16 protein-coding genes and 1 pseudogene are annotated in these 20,583 nt (G+C 45.2%); 7 read left to right on the top strand and 10 right to left on the bottom strand.

The window, feature by feature from the left end:
* Positions 1 to 461: 461 nt before the first annotated feature.
* Positions 462 to 659: a hypothetical protein gene (locus QUB61_RS30980; protein WP_333129856.1), complete on the top strand. Its 198-nt coding sequence runs from the start codon at positions 462 to 464 to the stop codon at positions 657 to 659.
* Positions 660 to 730: 71 nt separating this feature from the next.
* On the opposite strand, the gene QUB61_RS30985 is transcribed toward QUB61_RS30980, so the two are convergent.
* From QUB61_RS30985 to QUB61_RS40175, 5 genes and pseudogenes are all read right to left on the bottom strand, one after another.
* Positions 731 to 1,849: an alkene reductase gene (locus QUB61_RS30985; RefSeq protein WP_333129853.1), complete on the bottom strand. Its 1,119-nt coding sequence runs from the start codon at positions 1,847 to 1,849 to the stop codon at positions 731 to 733.
* A gap of 187 nt (positions 1,850 to 2,036) precedes the next feature.
* Positions 2,037 to 3,158: an alkene reductase gene (locus QUB61_RS30990; RefSeq protein ID WP_333129851.1), complete on the bottom strand. Its 1,122-nt coding sequence runs from the start codon at positions 3,156 to 3,158 to the stop codon at positions 2,037 to 2,039.
* Positions 3,159 to 3,296: 138 nt separating this feature from the next.
* Positions 3,297 to 4,877, bottom strand: coding sequence for a pseudouridine synthase (locus QUB61_RS30995; RefSeq protein ID WP_333129849.1), 1,581 nt, complete (start codon positions 4,875 to 4,877; stop codon positions 3,297 to 3,299).
* Positions 4,878 to 5,051: 174 nt separating this feature from the next.
* Positions 5,052 to 6,173 (bottom strand): RNA-guided endonuclease InsQ/TnpB family protein, encoded by a 1,122-nt coding sequence (locus QUB61_RS31000; RefSeq protein WP_445300287.1) that lies wholly within the window; start codon positions 6,171 to 6,173, stop codon positions 5,052 to 5,054.
* A gap of 3 nt (positions 6,174 to 6,176) precedes the next feature.
* A pseudogene (locus tag QUB61_RS40175) lies at positions 6,177 to 6,251 on the bottom strand (helix-turn-helix domain-containing protein); the annotation flags it as partial.
* A 447-nt stretch (positions 6,252 to 6,698) separates the two neighbouring features.
* Between QUB61_RS40175 and QUB61_RS31005 the strand changes: the two are divergent.
* The 3 genes from QUB61_RS31005 (at position 6,699) to QUB61_RS31015 (ending at position 10,476) form a co-directional block, all read left to right on the top strand.
* On the top strand, positions 6,699 to 8,381 hold the full coding sequence (locus QUB61_RS31005; protein ID WP_333129847.1) for a tetratricopeptide repeat protein: 1,683 nt from the start codon (positions 6,699 to 6,701) through the stop codon (positions 8,379 to 8,381).
* 759 nt (positions 8,382 to 9,140) lie between these two features.
* Positions 9,141 to 9,455 carry an RNA-binding protein gene (locus tag QUB61_RS31010; protein ID WP_333129845.1) on the top strand — a complete coding sequence of 105 codons (315 nt, stop codon included), beginning with the start codon at positions 9,141 to 9,143 and terminating at the stop codon, positions 9,453 to 9,455.
* Between the two features lie 409 nt (positions 9,456 to 9,864).
* Complete coding sequence (locus tag QUB61_RS31015) at positions 9,865 to 10,476, top strand: hypothetical protein (RefSeq protein ID WP_333129842.1); 612 nt, start codon at positions 9,865 to 9,867, stop codon at positions 10,474 to 10,476.
* Between the two features lie 393 nt (positions 10,477 to 10,869).
* Here QUB61_RS31015 and egtD read toward each other — a convergent pair whose 3' ends face one another.
* The 3 genes from egtD to egtC all read right to left on the bottom strand — a co-directional run bounded on the left by egtD (position 10,870) and on the right by egtC (position 14,433).
* Complete coding sequence (egtD, locus tag QUB61_RS31020; RefSeq protein WP_333129840.1) at positions 10,870 to 11,925, bottom strand: L-histidine N(alpha)-methyltransferase; 1,056 nt, start codon at positions 11,923 to 11,925, stop codon at positions 10,870 to 10,872.
* A 407-nt stretch (positions 11,926 to 12,332) separates the two neighbouring features.
* On the bottom strand, positions 12,333 to 13,673 hold the full coding sequence (locus tag QUB61_RS31025; RefSeq protein ID WP_333129837.1) for an ergothioneine biosynthesis protein EgtB: 1,341 nt from the start codon (positions 13,671 to 13,673) through the stop codon (positions 12,333 to 12,335).
* Positions 13,645 to 14,433, bottom strand: coding sequence for an ergothioneine biosynthesis protein EgtC (egtC, locus tag QUB61_RS31030; protein WP_333129835.1), 789 nt, complete (start codon positions 14,431 to 14,433; stop codon positions 13,645 to 13,647). The genes QUB61_RS31025 and egtC overlap by 29 nt, the downstream gene beginning before the upstream one ends.
* Before the next feature lie 161 nt (positions 14,434 to 14,594).
* On the opposite strand from egtC, the gene QUB61_RS31035 reads away from it, so the two are divergent.
* Entirely contained in the window at positions 14,595 to 14,813 is a 219-nt protein-coding gene (locus QUB61_RS31035; protein WP_332956733.1) for a hypothetical protein, read from the top strand.
* Positions 14,814 to 15,422: 609 nt separating this feature from the next.
* On the opposite strand, the gene QUB61_RS31040 is transcribed toward QUB61_RS31035, so the two are convergent.
* Positions 15,423 to 15,518, bottom strand: coding sequence for a hypothetical protein (locus QUB61_RS31040; RefSeq protein WP_333129831.1), 96 nt, complete (start codon positions 15,516 to 15,518; stop codon positions 15,423 to 15,425).
* A gap of 770 nt (positions 15,519 to 16,288) precedes the next feature.
* Here QUB61_RS31040 and QUB61_RS31045 point away from each other — a divergent pair.
* Both QUB61_RS31045 and QUB61_RS31050 read left to right on the top strand, forming a co-directional pair.
* Entirely contained in the window at positions 16,289 to 17,911 is a 1,623-nt protein-coding gene (locus QUB61_RS31045; protein ID WP_333129829.1) for a methyl-accepting chemotaxis protein, read from the top strand.
* Positions 17,912 to 18,527: 616 nt separating this feature from the next.
* Entirely contained in the window at positions 18,528 to 19,754 is a 1,227-nt protein-coding gene (locus QUB61_RS31050) for an ISL3 family transposase (protein ID WP_333190265.1), read from the top strand.
* Positions 19,755 to 20,349: 595 nt separating this feature from the next.
* Here QUB61_RS31050 and QUB61_RS31055 read toward each other — a convergent pair.
* A partial coding sequence (locus QUB61_RS31055; RefSeq protein ID WP_333129827.1) for a hypothetical protein occupies positions 20,350 to 20,583 on the bottom strand: 234 nt, incomplete at its 5' end.

The raw sequence follows: 20,583 nt of genomic DNA on the forward strand, positions 1-20,583 counted from the left end.
CGGGGGGCAAGTTTCTCGGATACAGGTTTTTTATTTCTGGACGGATGAATCCGGGGGCTTGTATCCTGGATGCTTTCCAATACGCTTGGGTTAAAAATATTTATTCCGGGCGAGATCCCCCTCGCATCCCCCTTAATACGGGGGACGCAAGAGTAAGTTCTTGTCCCCCCCTTTTTAAGGGGGGCTAGGGGGGATCGATCTTAACTGAACCGTATTGGGATGCTTTCGGTCATTTCGAGCCTGGTTTTTTAAGCTGAATATTTTAAATACCATGCAGTCTCTAGGAAGTGAATTAAAAAGAGACGAAACAACATTGGTATTAGTCAGCGGTAAGCGAGCAATTACGAAAGAATGGAGATTTTTTGTTTATAAAAATCAAATTATTACAGGTTCTCTGTATTTAGTTGGAGAAGAAAGAGTTGATGAAACACTGGGGGGAGGATATTTAGAAAACTATCTTAGTGAAGTTTTCTGTCCAAGTGAGTTGGTATCCAGAATCTGTCTGCACGATCGATATCTGCGAGTCAGAGGGAGAGCTTTATGTCTGGGAACTTGGTTCTTTTAGCTGTGCTGGAGAATATGCTTGTGATTTGAGTGCGATCGTCGAATTTGGTACAAAAGCAGCTTGGGAAGATTACGAAGCAGTCAATCAATTTTAGATTAGCCAGATTCCAGATTTCTTAAAGAAGTCTGGGATCTAACAGCAGGTGTCATCCATGTAATCTGATGCTCAGGAAATAGCTTGAGATTCCTGATAAGTAGGGAAATCGATATAACCTTCAGGCCCAAAAGAATACCAGACAGCCACTTCAGCAGGCGGATTGAGTTGCCAACCATTAGTAAAACGCTCTACCAAATCCGGATTGCTGATAAAATTCCGACCAAAAGCAATTAAATCCGCAACTTGGCTGCTCAGGGCCGTTTCAGCCTGTTCTTGAGTATATCCGCAGTTGCCGACGAGCGGCCCTGCAAACACATCGCGAAATTCACCTATCATCATCGGCGTTCCCAATTCGTGAAAGCCATAAGCCACACCTTCCACCAAGTGAAGGTAAGCTAAACCACAGGCATTTAACTGCCCCGCGACATATAGAAAATCTTCGCGATAATTGGGAGAACCCATATCATTGATAGCACTATTGGGAGAAAATTTAACTCCCACTCGGTTTGCCGGAAATACTGCGATCGTCGCCTCCACAATTTCCTTAAGAAAACGGTAGCGATTTTCAACGGGGCCGCCATAGGAATCAGTTCGGTGATTGGTTTTTGTTTGCAGAAATGTGTCAATAAGATAGCCGCCAGCCGCGTGAATTTCTAGACCGTCAAAACCTGCAATTTTTGCTCTTTCAGCCGCCTTTCGATAATCTTCTACAACCAGCGAGATTTCATCGATTTCTAGAGCGCGGGGAGTTTCGTAGGGTTGTTTGCCTAGAGGTGTATGAATGCCTTCTCCGTTTATTTTGATGGCAGAGGGTGCAACTGGCAATTGATTGTTTTCCTGAAAACTGCTGTGGGAAGCCCGCCCGCAGTGCCAAAGCTGCATGAAAATCGGCGTTTCGCGGGCATGAACCGCAGTCACAACTTGTTTCCAAGCTTCGCCTTGCTCGTCTGAATAAATACCGGGCGTATTGAGCCAACCATTAGCTTGAGTAGAAATCACTGTGGCTTCTGTAATGATTAAACCAGCGGATGCCCGCTGAGCGTAATACTCTGCCATCAAGGCGTTGGGCATCCGCGCTTCACCGGCTCGGGATCTCGTCAGGGGTGCCATGACTACCCGGTTTTTTAAGGGTAAATCTCCGAGTTTGAATGGACTCAGTAGAAGTGGAGAAGTTGTTTTGGGATTCATGGTTTTGGTATTTTGTCAACTCAAAAATGAGGGAAGTTCAGAGTTCGATCGCGAATGACAATAACTTGAATCGCCCGCCATGCTAACGACATCACATATTGACGATCGATTATCGCTGGTTGCCCGATCGCCACTTCTTAAAGAAATCTGGGAGCTAACAGCAGGTGTCATCCATGTAATCTGATGCTCAGGAAATAGCTTGAGATTCCTGATAGGTAGGGAAATCGATATAACCTTCAGGCCCAAAAGAATACCAGACGCCCACTTCAGCAGGCGGATTGAGCGGCCAATTATTACTAAAACGCTCTACCAAATCCGGATTGCTGATAAAATCCCGACCAAAAGCAATTAAATCCGCAACTTGGCTGCTCAGGGCCGTTTCAGCCTGTTCTTGAGTATATCCGCCGTTGCCGACGAGCACACCTGCAAACACATCGCGAAACTCGCCTATCATCATCGGCTTTCCCAATTCGTGAAGAAAGCCATAACCCACATTGTCCACCAAGTGAAGGTAAGCTAAACCACAGGCATTTAACTGCCCCGCGAAATACAGAAAATCTTCGCGATAACTGGGAGAACCCATATCATTGAAAACACTATCGGGAGAAAGTCTAACTCCCACTCGGTTTGCCGGAAATACTGCGATAATCGCCTCGACAATTTCCTTAAGAAAACGGTAGCGATTTTCAACTGAGCCGCCATAGGAATCAGTTCGGTGATTGGTTTTTGTTTGCAGGAATGTGTCAATAAGAAAGCCGCTAGCCGCGTGAATTTCTACACCGTCAAAACCTGCCATTTTTGCTCGTTCAGCCGCCTGGCGATAATCTTCTACAACCAGCGAGATTTCATCGGTTTCTAGAGCGCGGGGAGTTTCGTAGGGTTGTTTGCCTAGAGGGGTAGGAATGCCTTCTCCGTTTATTTTGATGGCAGAGGGTGCAACTGGCAATTGATTGTTTTCCTGAAAACTGCTGTGGGAAGCCCGCCCGCAGTGCCAAAGCTGCATGAAAATCGACGTTTCGCGGGCATGAACTGCTGTCACGACTTGTTTCCAAGCTTCGCCTTGCTCGTCTGAATAAATACCGGGCGTATTGAGCCAACCATTAGCTTGAGTAGAAATCACTGTGGCTTCTGTAATGATTAAACCAGCGGATACCCGCTGAGTGTAATACTCTGCCATCAAGGCGTTGGGCATCCGCGCTTCACCGGCTCTGCATCTGGTCAGGGGTGCAATGACTACTCGGTTTTTTAAGGGTAAATCTCCGAGTTGGAATGGACTCAGTAGAAGTGGAGAAGTTGTTTTAGTATTCATGATTTTGGTATTTTGTCAACTGAGAAATGAGGGAAGTTCAGAGTTCGATCGCGAATGACGATAACTTGAATCGCCCGCCATGCTAACGGCATCACATTTTCACGATCGATTATCGCTGGTTGCGCGATCGCTCTGAGCTCAAAATGGCGTCGCTGCCTGTAGGTGCAGCGTTTCTCCCAACCGAGGATGCTCAAAGGAAAGTTCCCGGGCGTGCAAGTGTAGGCGGTTCGCAGCAGCCCGACATCCGTAAAGCCGATCGCCCAAAATCGGTATCCCCAACCCTCGAACATCCGCTGCATGAACCCTCAATTGATGCGTGCGTCCCGTCAGCGGGCAAAATTCGATGCGAGTATGATTTCCCTCCTTCGCCATTACCTGAAAGCGAGTAACGCTGGGTTTTCCGCACTCCCAATTGACTTGCTGGTAAGGGCGATTTTCTGGATCGCCCCAAAGTGGGAGATCGATCGTCCCTGTGTCAACATTTACAGTACCGGAAAGCACTGCTTCATAAACTTTGTGAACCTGCTTTTTTTCAAATTGCTGCCTGAGTTGACTGCTGGTTTCTTTGTCGCGCGCCAATAGCAAAATACCCGATGTTTCCCAATCTAAACGGTGCACCGCCGTCAAATCCCAACTATCCGGTAACAAGTTACGCAAACGACTTAAAACACTATCTTGATTTTCCAGATAACGGCCGGGAACTGACAGCAACCCAGAGGGTTTATTGACCGCAATCAACGATTTGTCTTCATAAATAATCGGTAGCATTTGCGTAACGGGCAAGATGCCCGTTCCACAAGAAAAATTATTGCTTGTGGGGAGTAGGGGTTGGGCTTCTAGCCCGCCCGTAAAACCCTCATCCATATTAGAAAGACTCGGATTTTGACCCAATCCTGACAGCAAAAAACCCATCAACGGCTGACACCGATCGCCGCAAGCGCCATAAAATTTTCCCTGAATCTTATCCCCCGATGGCGGCCCCCACCAAAACTCAGCCATTGCCAGGGGTTTCAGATTGTGTACTGCCGCGCAGTGCAGCAATTTTGGCGCGCAGCAGTCGCCGGTGCCAGTGGGAATAGAATTAGTTGGCATCAATGAGGATATCGATCGCGATTTCCCAAAAAAATTTACCAGAGTGTAAGCCGCGTGCATTTGCACCTGAAGTTCGCGGGAAAGTTCTTTTCGCCGCTGTTTCAGCGCCCGCATCTGCCCATCTGCAGCTTCAATTAATTGTTTTAGCGGCTGCAATGTTTCATCCCGCTGCCGTTTCAATTGCCTGCGTTCAATTCCCTCCAAACGGCTTTCTTGATTCAGTTGTTCGAGGGCAATTTCTAGTGTTTCTGCTGCGAGAGTTTGACACACTACCTGGCGTTTTTCGTCTCGCTGCTGCTTGCAATTGCGGTGGCGATCGCTCAAAGCTTGTAATTGCAATTCAAACTCGCCAAATAAGGCTTTATACTGTTGTCGCTGCGGGAGTTGATTCAGGGCAATAAGTTCCTGTTTCATTGCCTCCAATTGAGTTAACGTGCGAGCTTCCTCGAAAGCAACTCGCTCTCGTCCCGGAATCGGAGGCACCCAGCCTTCAACAATGCTGCAACCATTCAGCAGCCCGGAAAATGCTTTGAGTATCCCCTGTTCCCCCGAAGGCACCTCCACCAGCAATATGCCATACATCTTGCCCTCGCGATCGTAGGAACCGTCAGCCGCAAGGTACTGCATCAAACCCCGGGCGAGATCCTCGGACGTTCGAGTGCGCGGCAGTCTCAGCAGCTCGCCGCTTTCAGAACAACGGCCTTGGTACCAATAATTGGGGCTTGAGTCGATCGACCCCGAATCACGATCGGTAAAGCAGTCCGCGAAATCCAAAAGCCTGTGCACCACTAGCATAGTGAACTACCCAGCGCTGACCTTTGGTACAGCGTGAGCTTCTGACTTCAACGGGGATTGCGTTAACTTAGACTTACGTCCCAGTTTCGGACTGACATCCCCTCCATCAGCAGCAGTCCTGGCTCCCAAGACCGATAGCATTCTGATTCCTTCTGCTCTGATATTGGTTGCAGCGTTGCCGTCTCTATCGTGATGAGTACCACAACTAGGGCAAGTCCATGCCCTAACATCTAATGGCATTTCATTCACCTGATAGTGACAATTTGAACAGAGTTTCGAGCTAGGGAACCATCGGTCAATCTCTACCAACACTTTGCCTTCGCGGTCTAGTTTGTAATGCAAGAAATTGACAAACATTCCCCAACCTACATCAAAAATTGCTTGAGCTAGTTTGTGGTTGCGAACCATGCCCTTAACGTGAAGGTTTTCGACTACGATGACTTGGTTATCGTCAACAAGCTTTCTTGACAGCTTATGTAAATAGTCCTGGCGGACATTGCTAATTCGTTCGTGAACCCTAGCCACCAGTTTCCTGGCTTTGGATCTTGACTTGCTTCCTTTCTCCTTTCTGGCTAGTTTTTTCTGTTTTCTTTTGAGGTTGCGTTCGTGTTTTGCTAAATGCTTAGGGTTAGGATATTTAGATGTCTTGATGCCATCATTGACAATCGCAAAATCTTTCAATCCCAAGTCAATTCCTGCAACTTTTCCATCGGTGCTTGCAACTGGTTTGTCTCCTTCTTGTTCTGTCAGCACAGAGGCATAGTATTTCCCTGAAGGAGTAACACTGACGGTTACGGTTTTGATGGTTCCTTCAATCGGTCGATGTAACTTGGCTTTGACAGTGCCGACACGACCGGGAAACTTGAGGGAGCCGTCAACAAGTGTGACTGACTGCGGATAGTGGATTGACTGCCTATTTTTCTTGGCTTTGAATCTAGGGTATTTACCCCTACTTTCAAAAAAGTTCTTGTAAGCAGTTACCAAATTGAGCGTAGTGGCTTGCAGAACCTGAGAGTAACACTCAGACAACCATTGTGTTTCTTCTTGTTTTTTGAGATGCGGTAGGAGTTTGTTCAACGCAATTTGAGTCAAGCCTTTACCCGTGGCTTTGTAGGTTTCAATACACATATTGAGTGCGTAATTCCACCACCAACGAGAACAGCCAAAATGCCGAAGCTCGTATCGTCTGCTGTTGGGTTGTCGGATACAGCCTAACTTTGACGGCTTGATGCTGCATTGTTTTCACCACCCTTTAGCATTATATATATTCCTGATAAAATTAGTCCATCTAGCTTGCAAATTTTACGCCTGATTGACCGGATAAAATTTGCTTGGGGGAGTCCATGTATCCCAACGCTGACCCAACGGAACGTGGGACTTAGAGCTGCCCCCAAACCCCCTCAAGAGTGAAATTTGGTTTGAAACCTGGAGCGCTCTATATTTGTTGGTGTCCTGACCGTATTTTACAGCGGTAGACGCTCCGTGGGAACCGTGCATAATTTTATACCTACTACAATTAGGTAAAAATCCTTGGTCGCAGCAAACCTGATATGCTAAGTTGGTTTCATTCACAGCAGCGAGTTAAGAAAAGCATAAGTTAATATATAAGACTGCAAGCTTGTTATCCCACTAAATTTTTTATGTGCAAGGCGTATGCCAGACCTCTCGACTTCTGCCACAGAAAACTCCTCAAACCCCCAACCAGCTCTGCTGCCGCCGATTTTTAGAATTTTTGCAGCATTTCCAGATTACGATCGGGGGAATAGATTGTACGCATCGGGAAGGTACGAAGCGGCAATCCTTTGCTACGGGAAAGCGGTTCAAATTAAGCCGGACTGGGCCCGGGCGTGGCTGAATCTGGGCAAAGCTTACAAGCAACTGCACTCCTACGCAGAAACCGTCGCCTGCTGCGATCGAGCGATTGCAATTAATCCCGAAGAATATTGGGCTTGGATGCTGCGCGGGAGTGCACTGTTAAGTTTGCAGAATCACTCAGAAGCGATCGTAGCTTTAGACAAAGCAATTCAAATCAATCCAGAAAAGCACGAAGCTTGGTATCAGCGGGGCAGAGTATTAGAGGAATTGCAGCAGTGGGATACAGCAGCAAGCTGTTACAAAAGAGCGACCCAAATTCATCCGAATTTGCCCGCGATGTGGTGCCGGCAAGGGAATGCGTTGCTGCAAGCGGAGCGCTACCCTGATGCCGTGGCCGCTTACGAGCGGGCGCTGAAACTCGTCTCGACTAATGGGGAAGCTTGGCTGAACCGAGGTTTGGCTTTGATGAAGGCGGAACGCTACGCTGAAGCTGTAACTTCTTACGATCGCGCCATTCAACTGAAACCGCAAAATAGTCTAGCTTGGTTCAATCGGGGTATTGCTTCAGCAAAATTGCACAAATATGCAGAAGCGGTGACAGCTTACGATCGCGTACTGCAAATGCAGCCCAACGACTGCGAAGCATGGTTCTATAAAGGAATGGCCCTGCAATACCAGTGGCCCGATGCCGCAATTGCTTGTTTCGATCGGGCAATTAAAATTAATCCTTTTTATGCCGAAGCATGGATCGGGCGCGGTCAAACACTGTCAGAATCGAGAGACTTTGAAGGGGCGATCGCTGCTTTTGACAAAGCCATTCAAATTAATCCGAATTTCCCCGAAGCTTGGCTGGGTAGAGGCATCGCCCTGGCAGGATTGGAACGCTACAAAGAGGCTATTATCGCTTACAGCAATGCCCTACAAATTGAAGGTAATTTTCTAGAAGCTTGGAATTTGCGAGGCGAAGCTTTGGAAAAATTGCAGCAATACGAAGAAGCGATCGCCTGTTTTGATAAAGTAATCTCTCTGAGTTCGGAAGCAGAAATTACATCAAAAGTAGGTTTGCAGCAAGGCGCGGCCCTGGAAAAATTGCAGCGTTACGAAGACGCCGTCGCAGCTTACAACCGCGTAATTAAAATCGTGCCAGACAATTTTGAAGCGTGGTTGAAACGCGGCAACGCTCTCTCAAATTTGCAGCAGTACGAACAAGCTCTAGCATCATACGATCGAGCAATTACTATCTGGCCCGACAGCTATCAAGCCTGGGTGCAGCGAGGTTTAATCCTAGAGAAAATGCAGCGCTATTGTGAAGCACTTGTCGCTTTTGACCAAGTGATTCAACTCAAGCCCGACAACTGGGAAGCTTGGGCTCAGCGGGGCGACGTTTTGCAAAAATTGCAGCGGACTCAAGATGCCATTACCTCTTACGGAGTAGCCCTGGAAATCAAACCAGATTACTACGAAGCTCTAGTCAATCGAGAAGAATTGAGACTCAAGGGCACGATGTCAGGAAAGTGGTAATGGGAGCATCCCAAAGATAGCTTTCACAGTAGTGTTCGCCCTCAGATCGCGAAGCCAGATATATCTTGCTCCCCAGCAGGAGGCTCGCTGTGAGATACAAGCTGTGCAGTGCTCGCTCGGGCCAACACTCCTAAAACATTCCCTGTTTTCTCCTCCTCTGCGTTCTCTGCGCCCTCTGCGGTGCATAAAAAAATCTAATTCACAAATTAAATAGTATTGCTATATCCCGAGAAAATTCGCTCAACGAAGTCATAAGATCCTGCCCAGTAAAAAAACCCTGAGCAGGTTGGTAGGGAGGTTTTTCGATAGGAAATAATATGAATGGTCGGCAAACATTAACTAATCAGAAGATGAATCTGCTACTAAAAACATTCAGATCTGGTGGAACACCCAGGCATCCAGCCTGTTCCAGAAAAATGCCAGATGTCAGTGATAACTGATCTGTGGCACTGTTCTCAATAAGACCCAATCAACGGGGTAACAGCGACAAAAAATCTCGGCTCAGGGCTCGATCCAGCAGCAACAAACCAAGCGGATGACGCCAAGAGTGTCAGAGGTCAGTTATCACGAATACTTTCTGTTGCCGATGGCCCGCTCGGCACCCAACATTGAAAATTCTGGTAGCCAATTGCTGATTTTGCTGGCTTCATGTTATAGTGGTTTTCCAAGAATTAAATTCGGTTGCGTAGTTTGTTCGTGTTTATTTACAAGCGTCTCTCCGAATCTAAATCTCTGCACCCTAATGATTCTGGAGATTTTATGTCGATTTACGTGGGTAATCTTTCATATGATGTAACACAAGAGGACCTCAACGAAGTATTTGCCGAGTACGGTACTGTAAGCCGCGTCCAAGTGCCAATGGATCGGGAAACAGGGAAAATGCGGGGTTTTGCTTTTGTGGAAATGGCAAGCGAGGCAGAAGAAGCAGCAGCCATCGCAGCTCTAGACGGTGCTGAATGGATGGGCCGCGACTTGAAAGTCAACAAAGCCAAACCTCGCGAAAACAACAACAAACGCCCCTCGGGCGGCGGTGGCTGGGGCGACAGCGATCGCTCTTCACGCGGACGCTACTAAGCTTTGAGACTGAAAATTTGAGTTGTGGTAGTTGAGCGCAGGTGCGAATGCTGCTTCTTTTTCGGGTTGTTCGATCGACCCGCCAAATAAAACTCGCAAACCTCTAAGTCAGTTTTGCCCCCTCCTTCGAGGGGGCTTTGTTTTTGGCAAAAAATCCCGCGAGGTACGTCTGCGGCGCAGTTCTTAGTCTAGTTCGTGATTCGGTGTCCTCTTAACTTGTTTTTTTAAGAGGCTGTCGGGATTTCTGGGATCGACTCCTGTAAACTATCAAACTAGAATTAAACACAAAGAAAAGTTAAAATAACAGCAAAACTGAATATTGCCCAGAACAACCAAACTATCTTTACCGAAGATTAGTTGAGAAAACCAGCCGAATATCAGCCAGTATCTTGATTTTGCCTGAATAAAGATGTCCAAGGTCTACAGCACGGCGGAACTCATTAAAATCCTCGAAGAAGAGCGCCAAGCCTGCTTGCATGGGCGGCGCCTCAACTTGACTGAAACTCCTGCTACAGGCAACCCCGTGATTGACCGCTTTCTCAAATCAGAGGGCGTTCAGAAGTTCACAGCCTATCAAAATTTTAAGGCTGCCGTGCACGAATACCAGCGGGAACATCAAGTTTCAGGGATTGTCTGGCGGGAAATTGCGGTAAAAGGCAATACTCTACGCTATCCGGCAGTGGATGAGGAATTAATAGCTCTACCGGTTGATTTGATAACGCTGAAGGCAGCTAAGATTTCTATGTTGGAATTCTGGCAGCAGGTAACTGCCGGGATGGATTTGTATTTAAGCATTAACAGCGGGAAGGATTTTCGATCGATCGAGCCGGTTGATGTAGAGGCTATAGCACAGCGCACAGAATGGGCCAGTCTCTCGAACTGGGAAAAGTTGGATTTTCTGGAAATTTTGTTGCAGTTGGGCTGGGGGAAGCCGGAGGAAGCCTATTACAAGCGGGGATGGCCCACCTCGGGCAGCGAGTACATTCACGCCGTAAAACCCGGACAGCGGCCGATTTGTTAATGGGTAATTTGTTTGTAGTAAGGACTTTAGTCAGGATTTGAGTTGTTAAACATTAAACCCACAATCCGGCAGGGAATGAATTCCCTGCCTCAAAGCTAAAGTCCTCGCTATGAGGACTGAGATAGGACTTATATCATGTCCGGTCCATTACCCTTCATCAGGTAGGGGCGGGTAAACCTGCCAATATCTGCCAACAATCTCCAATCTCAAAAACCCACCCGGCCGGGATATTATGGTCAATCGATCGGACATGATATTACGCATTAACAACATAACTATGTCATTCTGAGTCATGAGCATTGCGAAGGAACTGAAGAATCTCAAAGCCTTGCAACACCATCTAGAGTACGCAAGTCCTCATAGCGGGGACTTTAGCTAAAAGCCCCGTGGAATTCATTCCCCGGCGGACTTATCATCTGACATCTGGCAAAGCATCAAGCCAAACCACTGATTTGGATCTGTCCAAACTTGCACCGGCATTAAACCGCGCTGCGAAAGTTCTTCCTTTACAGTATTGAGATTAAACTTGCGCGATATTTCGCTCCGGATAGTTTCTCCCGCTGTAAATTCAACCGTTAAATTCAGAGCGCGCAACTGAACTTTTTGCGATTTTTTACTTCTCAAGTGCATTTCAATTTGACATTCCTCTTGATTGTAAAAAGCCCAATGCTCGAACTGGGCTAAATCAAAATTCCCCTCATACCTCCGATTTAAATGCCGCAGCATATTCAAGTTAAATGCCGCCGTCACTCCTTGACTGTCATCGTAGGCAGGCTCTAAAATATCCTTAGATTTGTCTAAGTCAATTCCCAGCAAAAAATACTCTCCCGGCTGCAATGCACCGACAATTTGCGAGAAAAATACATCGCATTCTTGAGCGTTGAGATTGCCGAGGGTACTGCCTAGAAAGCAAATCATTCGGGTTGGCAACGGCGACGGTGCAATTTTAGCTAAGGCTAATTCGTAAGTGCTGACAAGTCCGTGAATCTTGAGCGACGGATAATCTGCCAAAAGTTGACAAGCGCTGCTTTCTAGGATAGTAGGACTGATGTCGATCGGCAAATAGTGCAGGGGATATTCCCGTTGACTGTAAGCATCAAGGAGAATCCGTGTTTTGGTGGAACTGCCGCTGCCGAGTTCCACAATTTGGCAGGAACCCGTTAAATTGGCGATCGCCCCCGCGCACCCCTGCAAAATCGCCGTCTCAGTGCGTGTCAGGTAGTATTCTGGCAACTGGCAAATCAACTCGAACAGGTTTGAGCCGCGATCGTCGTAGAAATACTTTGCAGGCAGGGATTTGGGGTTTTGAGTCAACCCGCTAACTGCATCGCTGCCAGCATTGATTTCTACAGGTGTCGGTGCCACAACGCTCACCAGTCGCTCTAAGTGCAGCCGCTTTTCTTTGGTTGAGGCTGAGTTTGCCATGTCGGACAGTCTTGGGGATTTCATAAAGTAATTTTTAGATGCACATATGGGTATAGCACGCAGTCGCGTTGCCAAATATCGCGCTCAAGTGAGATTTTTCATGTCGATCTCGGTTCTGTATTGTCTCACCGGATGGATCTCGCATCCACAATTAAAAATTAAATAAAACTTAAAAATTATCAACTAAAATTATAAAAAACTTCACAAAAGTTTTTTTATTTAATATTTTTACCCGCTCAAAGCTTTGGCATTTCACAAACAAATTCGTCCCTAATTCCCCATCAATCCTTTTAAAGGGTATCCGTAAAAGAACTGTTATAAGTTATTAGGGAGGACTTTAGCCCGAGCGAGTGTATTGAGGGCTTTAGTCTTCATTAGAAACCAAGGAGCGCACGGAGGCGTGCACTCGATAATTATAATGAAATAGCGAACTATTCAGCGCAGCGAAAACCAGCAATAATTTGTCGCACGCCCGGATAGTACCAATTCCGAAAACTCGCTCGCAGAGCCTGCGGAAAAGTCGCCCAACTCCCGCCTTTCAAAACCCGGTGTTCTCCATCAAAATAAACTTGAGAATATCCCCTGTAAGGATAACTTTCAAATCCCGGATAGGCGTCAAAAGTTGAAGCAGTCCACTCCCAAACATTGCCCAACATATCCCAGCAACCGGCCGCACTTGCTCCTTTAGGAAAGGCATCAACAGGCGAGGTATTTGCAATATTATTGCCGTGATTGCACAGGCTGCCGTTTGGCTGTTCTTCTCCCCAAGGATAGATGCGATATGTTTGATTTGTGGCATCCCAACTCGCAGCTTTTTCCCATTCCGCTTCCGATGGCAAACGCTTGCCAATAAAGTTGCAGAAAGCTTCGGCTTCGTACCAACTCACGCCGCAGACTGGATGGTTGTTGAAAGCTGGATTTTCTGACCAGTAAAGCGGTCGATCGACTTTAGCAGATTGCAGCCATTTCCAGCCGTCCGCTGACCACCAATCAGGGTTTTGATAGCCGCCGGATTCCATGAAATCTCGGTATTGACGGCAAGTGACGGGATAGCGATCGATCGAGTATGCTTCTAAATAACATAGGTGGCGCGATCGCTCGTTATCCAAAGCCTCAGCAGCATCGCTTCCCATGTAAAACTCCCCGCCCGGAATTTCAATCGCCGCATCGGTAATTGGGCATCGGGAATTGGGCATTGGGAATTGGGAATTGGGAATTGGGAATTGGGCATTGGGCATTGGGAATTTCTGCTGCTTTATTCCTCTCTGTTGGATAGAATTAATCCGTGTATCCGTGTCCAAATCCGTGTCGTGCCTTCCTTCCTTCTTCCTTTGCATTTGCAACACGAAAGCAACAGTTTCGCAGTGCTGGCTTTCGTGCTGAATAATAAACCGCCAGAGACGTTCTTGATCCTCGATCGGCGCTACTTCCAAATAATCTAACACCTTTTTTCTCACCGCGTCCAGATATAATTCAACTTCAGGTAACGTCGGCAGAAAAACCCGTTGTTTTTTCGGCAAAATATCAGCAGCAAACAGTTGGTGATACTCAGGAAAGACTGGCTTCAACGCCGCACACCGCTGCAACAGCCACAAATCCTCAGTATAAGCAATGTGACCTAAGTGCCAGCCAACCGGACTGAAATCAGGATGAGCTTGGCGGCAGAAAGTATCGTAGTCGATGCCTGTAAATAGCTTGAAAGTGCCGCGGCGACTCTGCTGCAAATCGCGATAAATTGCCTCTCTACAAGATTGGATAGAATTGGATCTCACGGTCTACTCCGGTACTGATAATGCTCTGGACTGGACACTCGTGCCAATTGCCAGCAAATAAAGGTTCAGAAGCAATGATGACGGAATCCGGGAAATTTAAATCGTCTCGCAGCCAATAGAGGGAAGGAGGGGCTTTTTGGGAAGCAAAGCGAGAGGCAACGAGCTGGTGTCCGTCGCTGATAATTATATTAGCTGAAAATTCTACTTGGTGAAAGTTTGCTAGCTCTGCCAAAGTTTTCAGCGATTTTTGCAAAGCAGCTTCTAGAGTCAAATTTCCGGCTGTCAATTCATTGACAAACAAGCCGAAGATATGCTCTGAATCTGTAGTGCCGTTAATTGATTGATAAAGCGTATCGCTGAGGCGATCGCGAATTGGTCTGTAAAGAGTTTGCCGAAAATTCTTCACGAAGCCGTTGTGGACGAACAGCAGGCGATCGTTCTGAAACGGCTGACAGTTGCTCAAATCTACAGCTTGTCCTGAAGTTGCACTGCGAACATATCCGATCGCGCATCCGGATTCAACGTATCGACTAATACTCGGAAGGTTAACGTCGCTCCAAATTGGCTGTACATTTTTATAAGTAAACGGGTCAGTATCTAGGTGTGGGTGATACCAACCAATACCAAAACCGTCAGCATTGAGTAGGCCAGAAGTCATTTCGCGGGGCTGGTAACTCTGCACAATTAGGGAATGTTCCGGCTTGTACAGAATAGCATCGAGTAAAATCGGCTCCCCGAGGTAGCCAAGCAAACGGCACATAAAATTTTTACAGCAATTTGATTAGCATTGTAGGCCATTAGCCAGCTTGTTAGCCGATCGCCCATCTTCAGCGCTGGAAGGTTTTTTGTAGGTTGCTGCCAGCATCGCAGTACAAACGCTACAGTTAAGATAGAACCCCAGCAGCACAAGGAGACTCTTGAATGTTCCTCGACGAACTCACCCCAATGGTCAAAGAATTGATCCAACAGCCCATCGCCTTCACTGGCGGATTTTTTTCTGGCCTGCTTCGACTCAACCTTCACGAAGAGCCCGTTAAAAGCTGGATCGACTCGCAAGCCGGTTCAACTTCATACACTACTCCCCCAGCCGAACCCACCAACGGTAAAAGCACGGGGCCTCAGTCAATCTCGATCGACTAAGGAAAAGCATTGACATTCTCCCGCCGCTAATTCGGGCTACCGAATATAGCGGGGGATGCCAAAGAGAGCTCTTTGGGCTTCCTCTTTCTACGAGTTGACTTGCTTGAAGGAGTTTACTCACCCAAGTATTGGTCAGCCTCACCCCTAGGCGTTAATTCCGATGTGACTCACCGTAATTAATGCTTTTTCTAAAATGTTTCCTGCAGCGTTTCAATCTCTGTCCTGAGTGTGTCCGCAATGGTAGCAAGTATGTGTTCTGGTGCTTAAAGACTTTTTGACGACCTCCCACAATTCGAGCAATTTTGTCAAGTGTAGTGGGGTGGTACAGCAACTCTTACCACGCCGAACACTTTCCCAAAATACTCAACCCAACTACGGAACTGAGTCCACGCTGCCTCAGAAATGGATTTAGAAAGATGTCGATTTTTCACCATATTTCGACCTTCAATTCCGCATACGCCACTATGTCGTTGGACATGACTACGCACCTTGCCGTTTTGACAGCAAAGTCTTAACGAAACGGCGACTTACCTTGAGGTATTTTCGAGCCAGTTTGTTTTTAAACTTAGCTCTATTTTTAGAACCTTTTTTGGTTTTAGACATACGACGTTAAAGTCGCCTCAAAGACTTTTCAGATTTACGAAGATGACGCGGATTGGCTACTGTTTGCCCGTCGGAATCGGTGTATAAGTGATTCAATTCCACATCAATACCGACCTTATCGGCCGTTGGTTCGCGTTTCTCCAGCCGTTCTTGGTCAAGAAAAAATTAAGCGTAGTATCCGTCTGCACGGCGGAAAACGCGGACAGGCTTAATCTGCTTCAATTAATAGAAATGTAAATCGCAGGTTCCCCACATTTTAAAAGTTACCGCTTTAAAATCGTCAGATAAATTGATATATCGCCGCTCTTCGGAAAGCTTCGACCACTGGTTTCTTACTCAACAGAACCATATGTTTGTTGTTTTGTGAACCTAGGATACCCCTTTTTCCTTGGTTTGTGCTTCTTGCAGTTGTCATAAAAGCGAGAAATGGCAGACTATGCTCTTTAATCCCTAGCTTGACCTGCCATAGAATCGAGGTTTTTAGCAAAGTAAAATTGACCAGCCAGTACAGCGCAATATGCACTTAACTCGTATTTACCAATGTTTTTGTTGTCCATGCAGTATCTCAGGCAAATGTTCCGAACAAAACGATCGGTGCGAATAGCTTCATTCAGCTTTTCGTACTGCTATTTCGTTCCTTCCAGTTTGGCTGACAATACCAACATTTTAACACTCAACTCCTTGACTTAAATATAACTCATTGGCTATTTGGGTGTCTACAGAAATTGTCAAAAAGGAATTGCATCCCGCCCTCTTTCTACCGGATTTAAAATTGGTTGGAGTGCGTCTCCTTTTTGACGCTGCGGGTTTAGGTAAAATCAAAATCGGTACCTCATCTACCTGAGCAAAGCTATACTATACAATATGTGTTCATGACTCCAGCGAGGATCGCTGTAGTAGAAGGAAGGAAAAATATTATGTTGAAAAACCTGAATTTACAAACCAGACTGATCGGCGCATTTCTGATGATGGGACTTTTAGTATTTTTAGTAGCCTGGGTAGGATGGAGTTCAACATCTAATCTCAGTCAACACATAGAGACTATCGGTAAAAATAACTTACCGAGTATTGAAGCATTATTGAAAATTAACGAGGGACAAACCCAAATTGAGTCATCAGAGAGAGCGTTAATTAATCCGGCACTCAGTCAAGCAGAAAGGCAAGATGCCTTAAACAGAATGGATCGGGCTTGGCAGCAGATTCAAGATGGGTTTAAAGCATACGAAGCCACTACACGTACCTCAGAGGAAGATGCACTCTATCAACAAATGCTGAAGTATTGGGAGGATTGGAAGCAGGAAGATAAAGAACTCCTGGGAATTAATCAAGAATTTGAAAAAATGGGAATTTTGAATCCTTTAGGTTGGCAGATAGAACTAATTAATCAGGGTGAAAGTAATTCGCCAGAAATGGAAAGAGCTAAGATAGCTAGTAACCTCTTAAATAAACTTAGTCAGCAAGCTAAGGTAATTCGCATTAAATTTATGAAATCTGAAAAAGCAACCTTAGCAGTTGCTGCTTATAAGAGAAAACAAGCAGACAACGCTTATCAAACCGCACGAAATGATATTAGTAATACTCAAGTATCTGTCTTACTGGGGATGACAGTTGGGCCGCTAACAGCGATTATTTTAGGAATAGCTTTAAGTATAGCGATCGCCAAACCTTTAGATAAGGCCCTGAAAGGTATTATTAATATGATTGTCAGTTCTTCCACCGAGATCGCTGCTACAATTGAGCAACAGGAACGTATTGCTGTACAACAAGCTGCTTCTGTTAATCAAACAACTACCACAATGGATGAATTGGGCGCATCATCGAGGCAATCAGCTATGCAAGCCGAATCAGCCCTTGAGAATGCCAGTCATGTCTTAAACATGGCAGCAGAAGGCAGTAAAGTAGTGCAGAAAACCCAGCAGGGAATGTTGACTTTGACGGAAAAAGTCGGAGGGATAGCCGAGCAAGTTTTACATTTGAGCCAGCAAACCAATCAGATTGCTAATATTACCAATTTAGTCAGCGATTTGGCTAATCAAACTAATATGCTGGCAATTAACGCCACAGTGGAAGCAGTACGCGCCGGCGAACAAGGAAAGGGGTTTGGGGTGGTGGCGAGGGAAATTCGCAGACTGGCAGATCAAAGCAAGCAATCGGCGGCTGAGATTAATGATTTGATAAACGATATTCAGAATGCCATTAATAAGACAGTGATGGTAACAGATGAGGGCAATACAACTTTAGATAATAGCCTGAAATTGACTGAAGGTACGGCCCAGACTTTTAACCATGTGGCTAATGCTATTAACAGTGTTGTTGTCAGCAGTCAGCAAATTTATCTGAATACCAAACAGCAGGCGCTCGCTATTGAGCAAGTGGTAGATGCAATGAATGCTCTGAATAAAGGAGCAGCGGAAGCAGCCAGCGGTATTACCCAAAGTCGAATTGGCACTCAAAAGCTTAACCAAGCGGCTTTAAATCTCAGATATGTAGTTTAATTGAGAAAAGTAATATCCTAAACCGGGGATTAAGGAGATGGGGAGAAAATTTTCCCACTTCCCCATTTCCCATTTCCCATTTTGCCAAAGGATTGAAGGTGATATCTCCCCGTCTCATAAAGGGTTGGGGAGATGTCAAGTAGGTTTCCTCAAAGGGCTGTCTAGAGGTGTATAGCAATTATCAAGTGAGTGAGGTACACATTTAGATTTTAGATTAAAGAATTGAAGAAGTAGGGAATTGGTAATTAACTCGCACGTACCTCACGAAAGTTGAGAACCGCTAGATCAACAATCGTGGCGGGCAGCAACCCAATATATTAGACCTTGTTAGTCGCTTTGTTTCGGAAGATGCTGGGCGATTCGCCGCCAACCCATCACTCATCTCCTAAACGGGACTTAAACAAAATTTAAGCCCAAACAGAGCATCGAACTGGTTTTAGATAAAACAAATACGGCTCTACCGAACCTAGTATGTAAAAAAGTTAATAATTTTTATAAAAATTGGCTATAAAATCTAAAAATTAGGCGCTGGCAAAGCAATTATATATTGACTTACAGGGTTTTTTGTGGTCTAATAAAGTGAAATTTTAGAAAAATTAAAATAAAATTTATACCTATGGCTTCTAATCCTCAACTTCATCTAATGACCAAACTCCTTAATATTGAGGGAATGACAGTCAAAAGTTATCAGATTATTAAAAATATAGGAATCACAATTTACTTAAATAATAACAACAAAAAAGCCATTTGTCCCGACTGTGGTCAGAAAACGGATAAACTCCATCAAAATCATTATTATGTAGTGAGGGATTTGCCGTTTGGAGAGCAAAAAGTATATTTACAAGTAAATCGCCGTCAGATGAGGTGTGAAGGTTGCCCAAAAAAATTTAGTGAAGACTTAGAATTTGTTAAAAAAACTAGAACCTATACAGAGAGGTTGAAAAAAAAGATTTTGTCAGAATTATTAGCAAGCGATCTCAAAAATGTGGCTCAAAGGAATGGAGTTAGCGAACAAGAAATAGAAACCATGTTAAAAGAATGGGGAAAGGAATTGACTGGACAAAAACCATCAGGATTAAAAAGGCTAGGAATTGATGAAATTGCTCTAGTAAAGGGACAGAAAAATTATTGTGTAGTTTTAGTAGATCTCGATAAAAAAATTATAGTAGGAATGGTAAAAAATCGAACTCAAGTGGAAATAAAAAAATACCTAGAAGCCTGGGGAGAAGAAGTTTTAGAGCAAATAGAAGAAGTCAGTATAGATATGTGGAAGCCTTATAAAAATGTCTCCGAAGCTTTAATGCCACAAGCAGAAGTTGTGGCCGATAGATTTCATGTTATGAAGCAAGTAAATGAAGAATTAGATGGAGCTAGAAAAAAGATTAAGAAAGCCACAGAGGCCTTAAAAAATAACTCGGAAAAAGCTCGAATACTATCCGGAATAAAAACAAGTAAATATGTCCTACTAAAAAATGAAGAGACTCTCACCGAACTCGAAAAATCCAAGTTAGACTCAGTCAAAAAAGTTGCTCCTACATTACAAAAAATGCATCACATGAAAGAAGAGTTTAGACAAATTTTTGAATCCCCAAAAGATTGGGTAGAAGGATTATTGAGTTTAAGTGATTGGTTAAAAGATGCAATTTCCGTTTTCCCTAAAAGCTGTGGGACAATTATTAGGTGGATTGGAGAAATTATTGCGTATTTTGATCGGAGGACTACTCAAGGAGTTGTGGAAGGAATTAATAACAAATTAAAGCTCATCAAAAGAAAAGCCTATGGGTTTAGAAATTTTGACAACTTTATTCTTAGGAGCTTCTTACATTGGCATTTTGCTAGTTAGTTTTACATACTAGGTTCGGTAGAGCCACAAATACGTCCCTGTTTTCTTGCAACCAGCAAAAAAAACTGTAAGATATAGCTGTTGTAAAAGCTGATAAGGCTTGAGTAAGCGGACTAAATCTTTACTCGATCGGGGTTTCAGGCGGGTTGTCACCCCAGGGGGGTTAACAACGGAACTAAGCGACAAACCTATTATTTTCCAAAGCTAATGCGTAACAGCGGACTCTTGCCCTAGAACAGGCCCCAACCGGATGGATCAAACTACCTTCAGTCCCATCTGCAAAGAACGATAATAGCGATCGGGCGAATAAGCGATGTTTCGTTAAGTATGGGACATTCTCATAGGCTGGGTCGAACACAGCTCTCCGCGAACCAAGAGATTGGGTTGAGTCGATAGGGAGTATTATCTCCTGCACCTGTGATTTAGAACCGTGAATACCCGTTTCCGTGTACATGGAATGTAAGGATTGGCTGAAAGCTTGATTGGGTAAGTTGCTCAGAAATACCGCCTTCTAGATTCTAGCACATTCTTCTAGCACAATGGCTGAAATGCTTATTCTGCGGTGATTCGGCCAGTAATAAATTTCTAGTGAAATTTAGATTTTAGATTTTAGATTTTGTGTAGGTAGGCAATGCCCACCTTGAGGCTCATGGGGTAGCGTTACGAAGTCTGTCAGCAGCCATTTTTTTTGTACTGAGGCAGCTTGTACTGCTGAAATAAATCTGCGGACTTCTGGTAATCTTGCCGCGCTTTTGAAGGTGCTGTGGAAGTGCGATTCGTTGATTAGTGAATCTCGGTAATCAATCCGTAAATAACTAATGAGCGTGAA

Source organism: Microcoleus sp. C2D2, from assembly GCF_036702495.1.
In the GTDB taxonomy this organism is placed as follows: Bacteria; Cyanobacteriota; Cyanobacteriia; order Cyanobacteriales; family Microcoleaceae; genus Microcoleus.

What these genes read in the sequence shown, in the direction of transcription:
- QUB61_RS30985 (WP_333129853.1), bottom strand. Translation starts at nt 1,849, where the DNA reads ATGAATCCCAAAACAACTTCTCCACTTCTACTGAGTCCATTCAAACTC.
- QUB61_RS30990 (WP_333129851.1), bottom strand. Translation starts at nt 3,158, where the DNA reads ATGAATACTAAAACAACTTCTCCACTTCTACTGAGTCCATTCCAACTC.
- QUB61_RS30995 (WP_333129849.1), bottom strand. Translation starts at nt 4,877, where the DNA reads ATGCAGTACCTTGCGGCTGACGGTTCCTACGATCGCGAGGGCAAGATG.
- QUB61_RS31000 (WP_445300287.1), bottom strand. Translation starts at nt 6,173, where the DNA reads ATGTGTATTGAAACCTACAAAGCCACGGGTAAAGGCTTGACTCAAATT.
- QUB61_RS31005 (WP_333129847.1), top strand. Translation starts at nt 6,699, where the DNA reads ATGCCAGACCTCTCGACTTCTGCCACAGAAAACTCCTCAAACCCCCAA.
- QUB61_RS31010 (WP_333129845.1), top strand. Translation starts at nt 9,141, where the DNA reads ATGTCGATTTACGTGGGTAATCTTTCATATGATGTAACACAAGAGGAC.
- QUB61_RS31015 (WP_333129842.1), top strand. Translation starts at nt 9,865, where the DNA reads ATGTCCAAGGTCTACAGCACGGCGGAACTCATTAAAATCCTCGAAGAA.
- egtD (WP_333129840.1), bottom strand. Translation starts at nt 11,925, where the DNA reads ATGAAATCCCCAAGACTGTCCGACATGGCAAACTCAGCCTCAACCAAA.
- egtC (WP_333129835.1), bottom strand. Translation starts at nt 14,433, where the DNA reads ATGTGCCGTTTGCTTGGCTACCTCGGGGAGCCGATTTTACTCGATGCT.
- QUB61_RS31035 (WP_332956733.1), top strand. Translation starts at nt 14,595, where the DNA reads ATGTTCCTCGACGAACTCACCCCAATGGTCAAAGAATTGATCCAACAG.
- QUB61_RS31045 (WP_333129829.1), top strand. Translation starts at nt 16,289, where the DNA reads ATGACTCCAGCGAGGATCGCTGTAGTAGAAGGAAGGAAAAATATTATG.
- QUB61_RS31050 (WP_333190265.1), top strand. Translation starts at nt 18,528, where the DNA reads ATGGCTTCTAATCCTCAACTTCATCTAATGACCAAACTCCTTAATATT.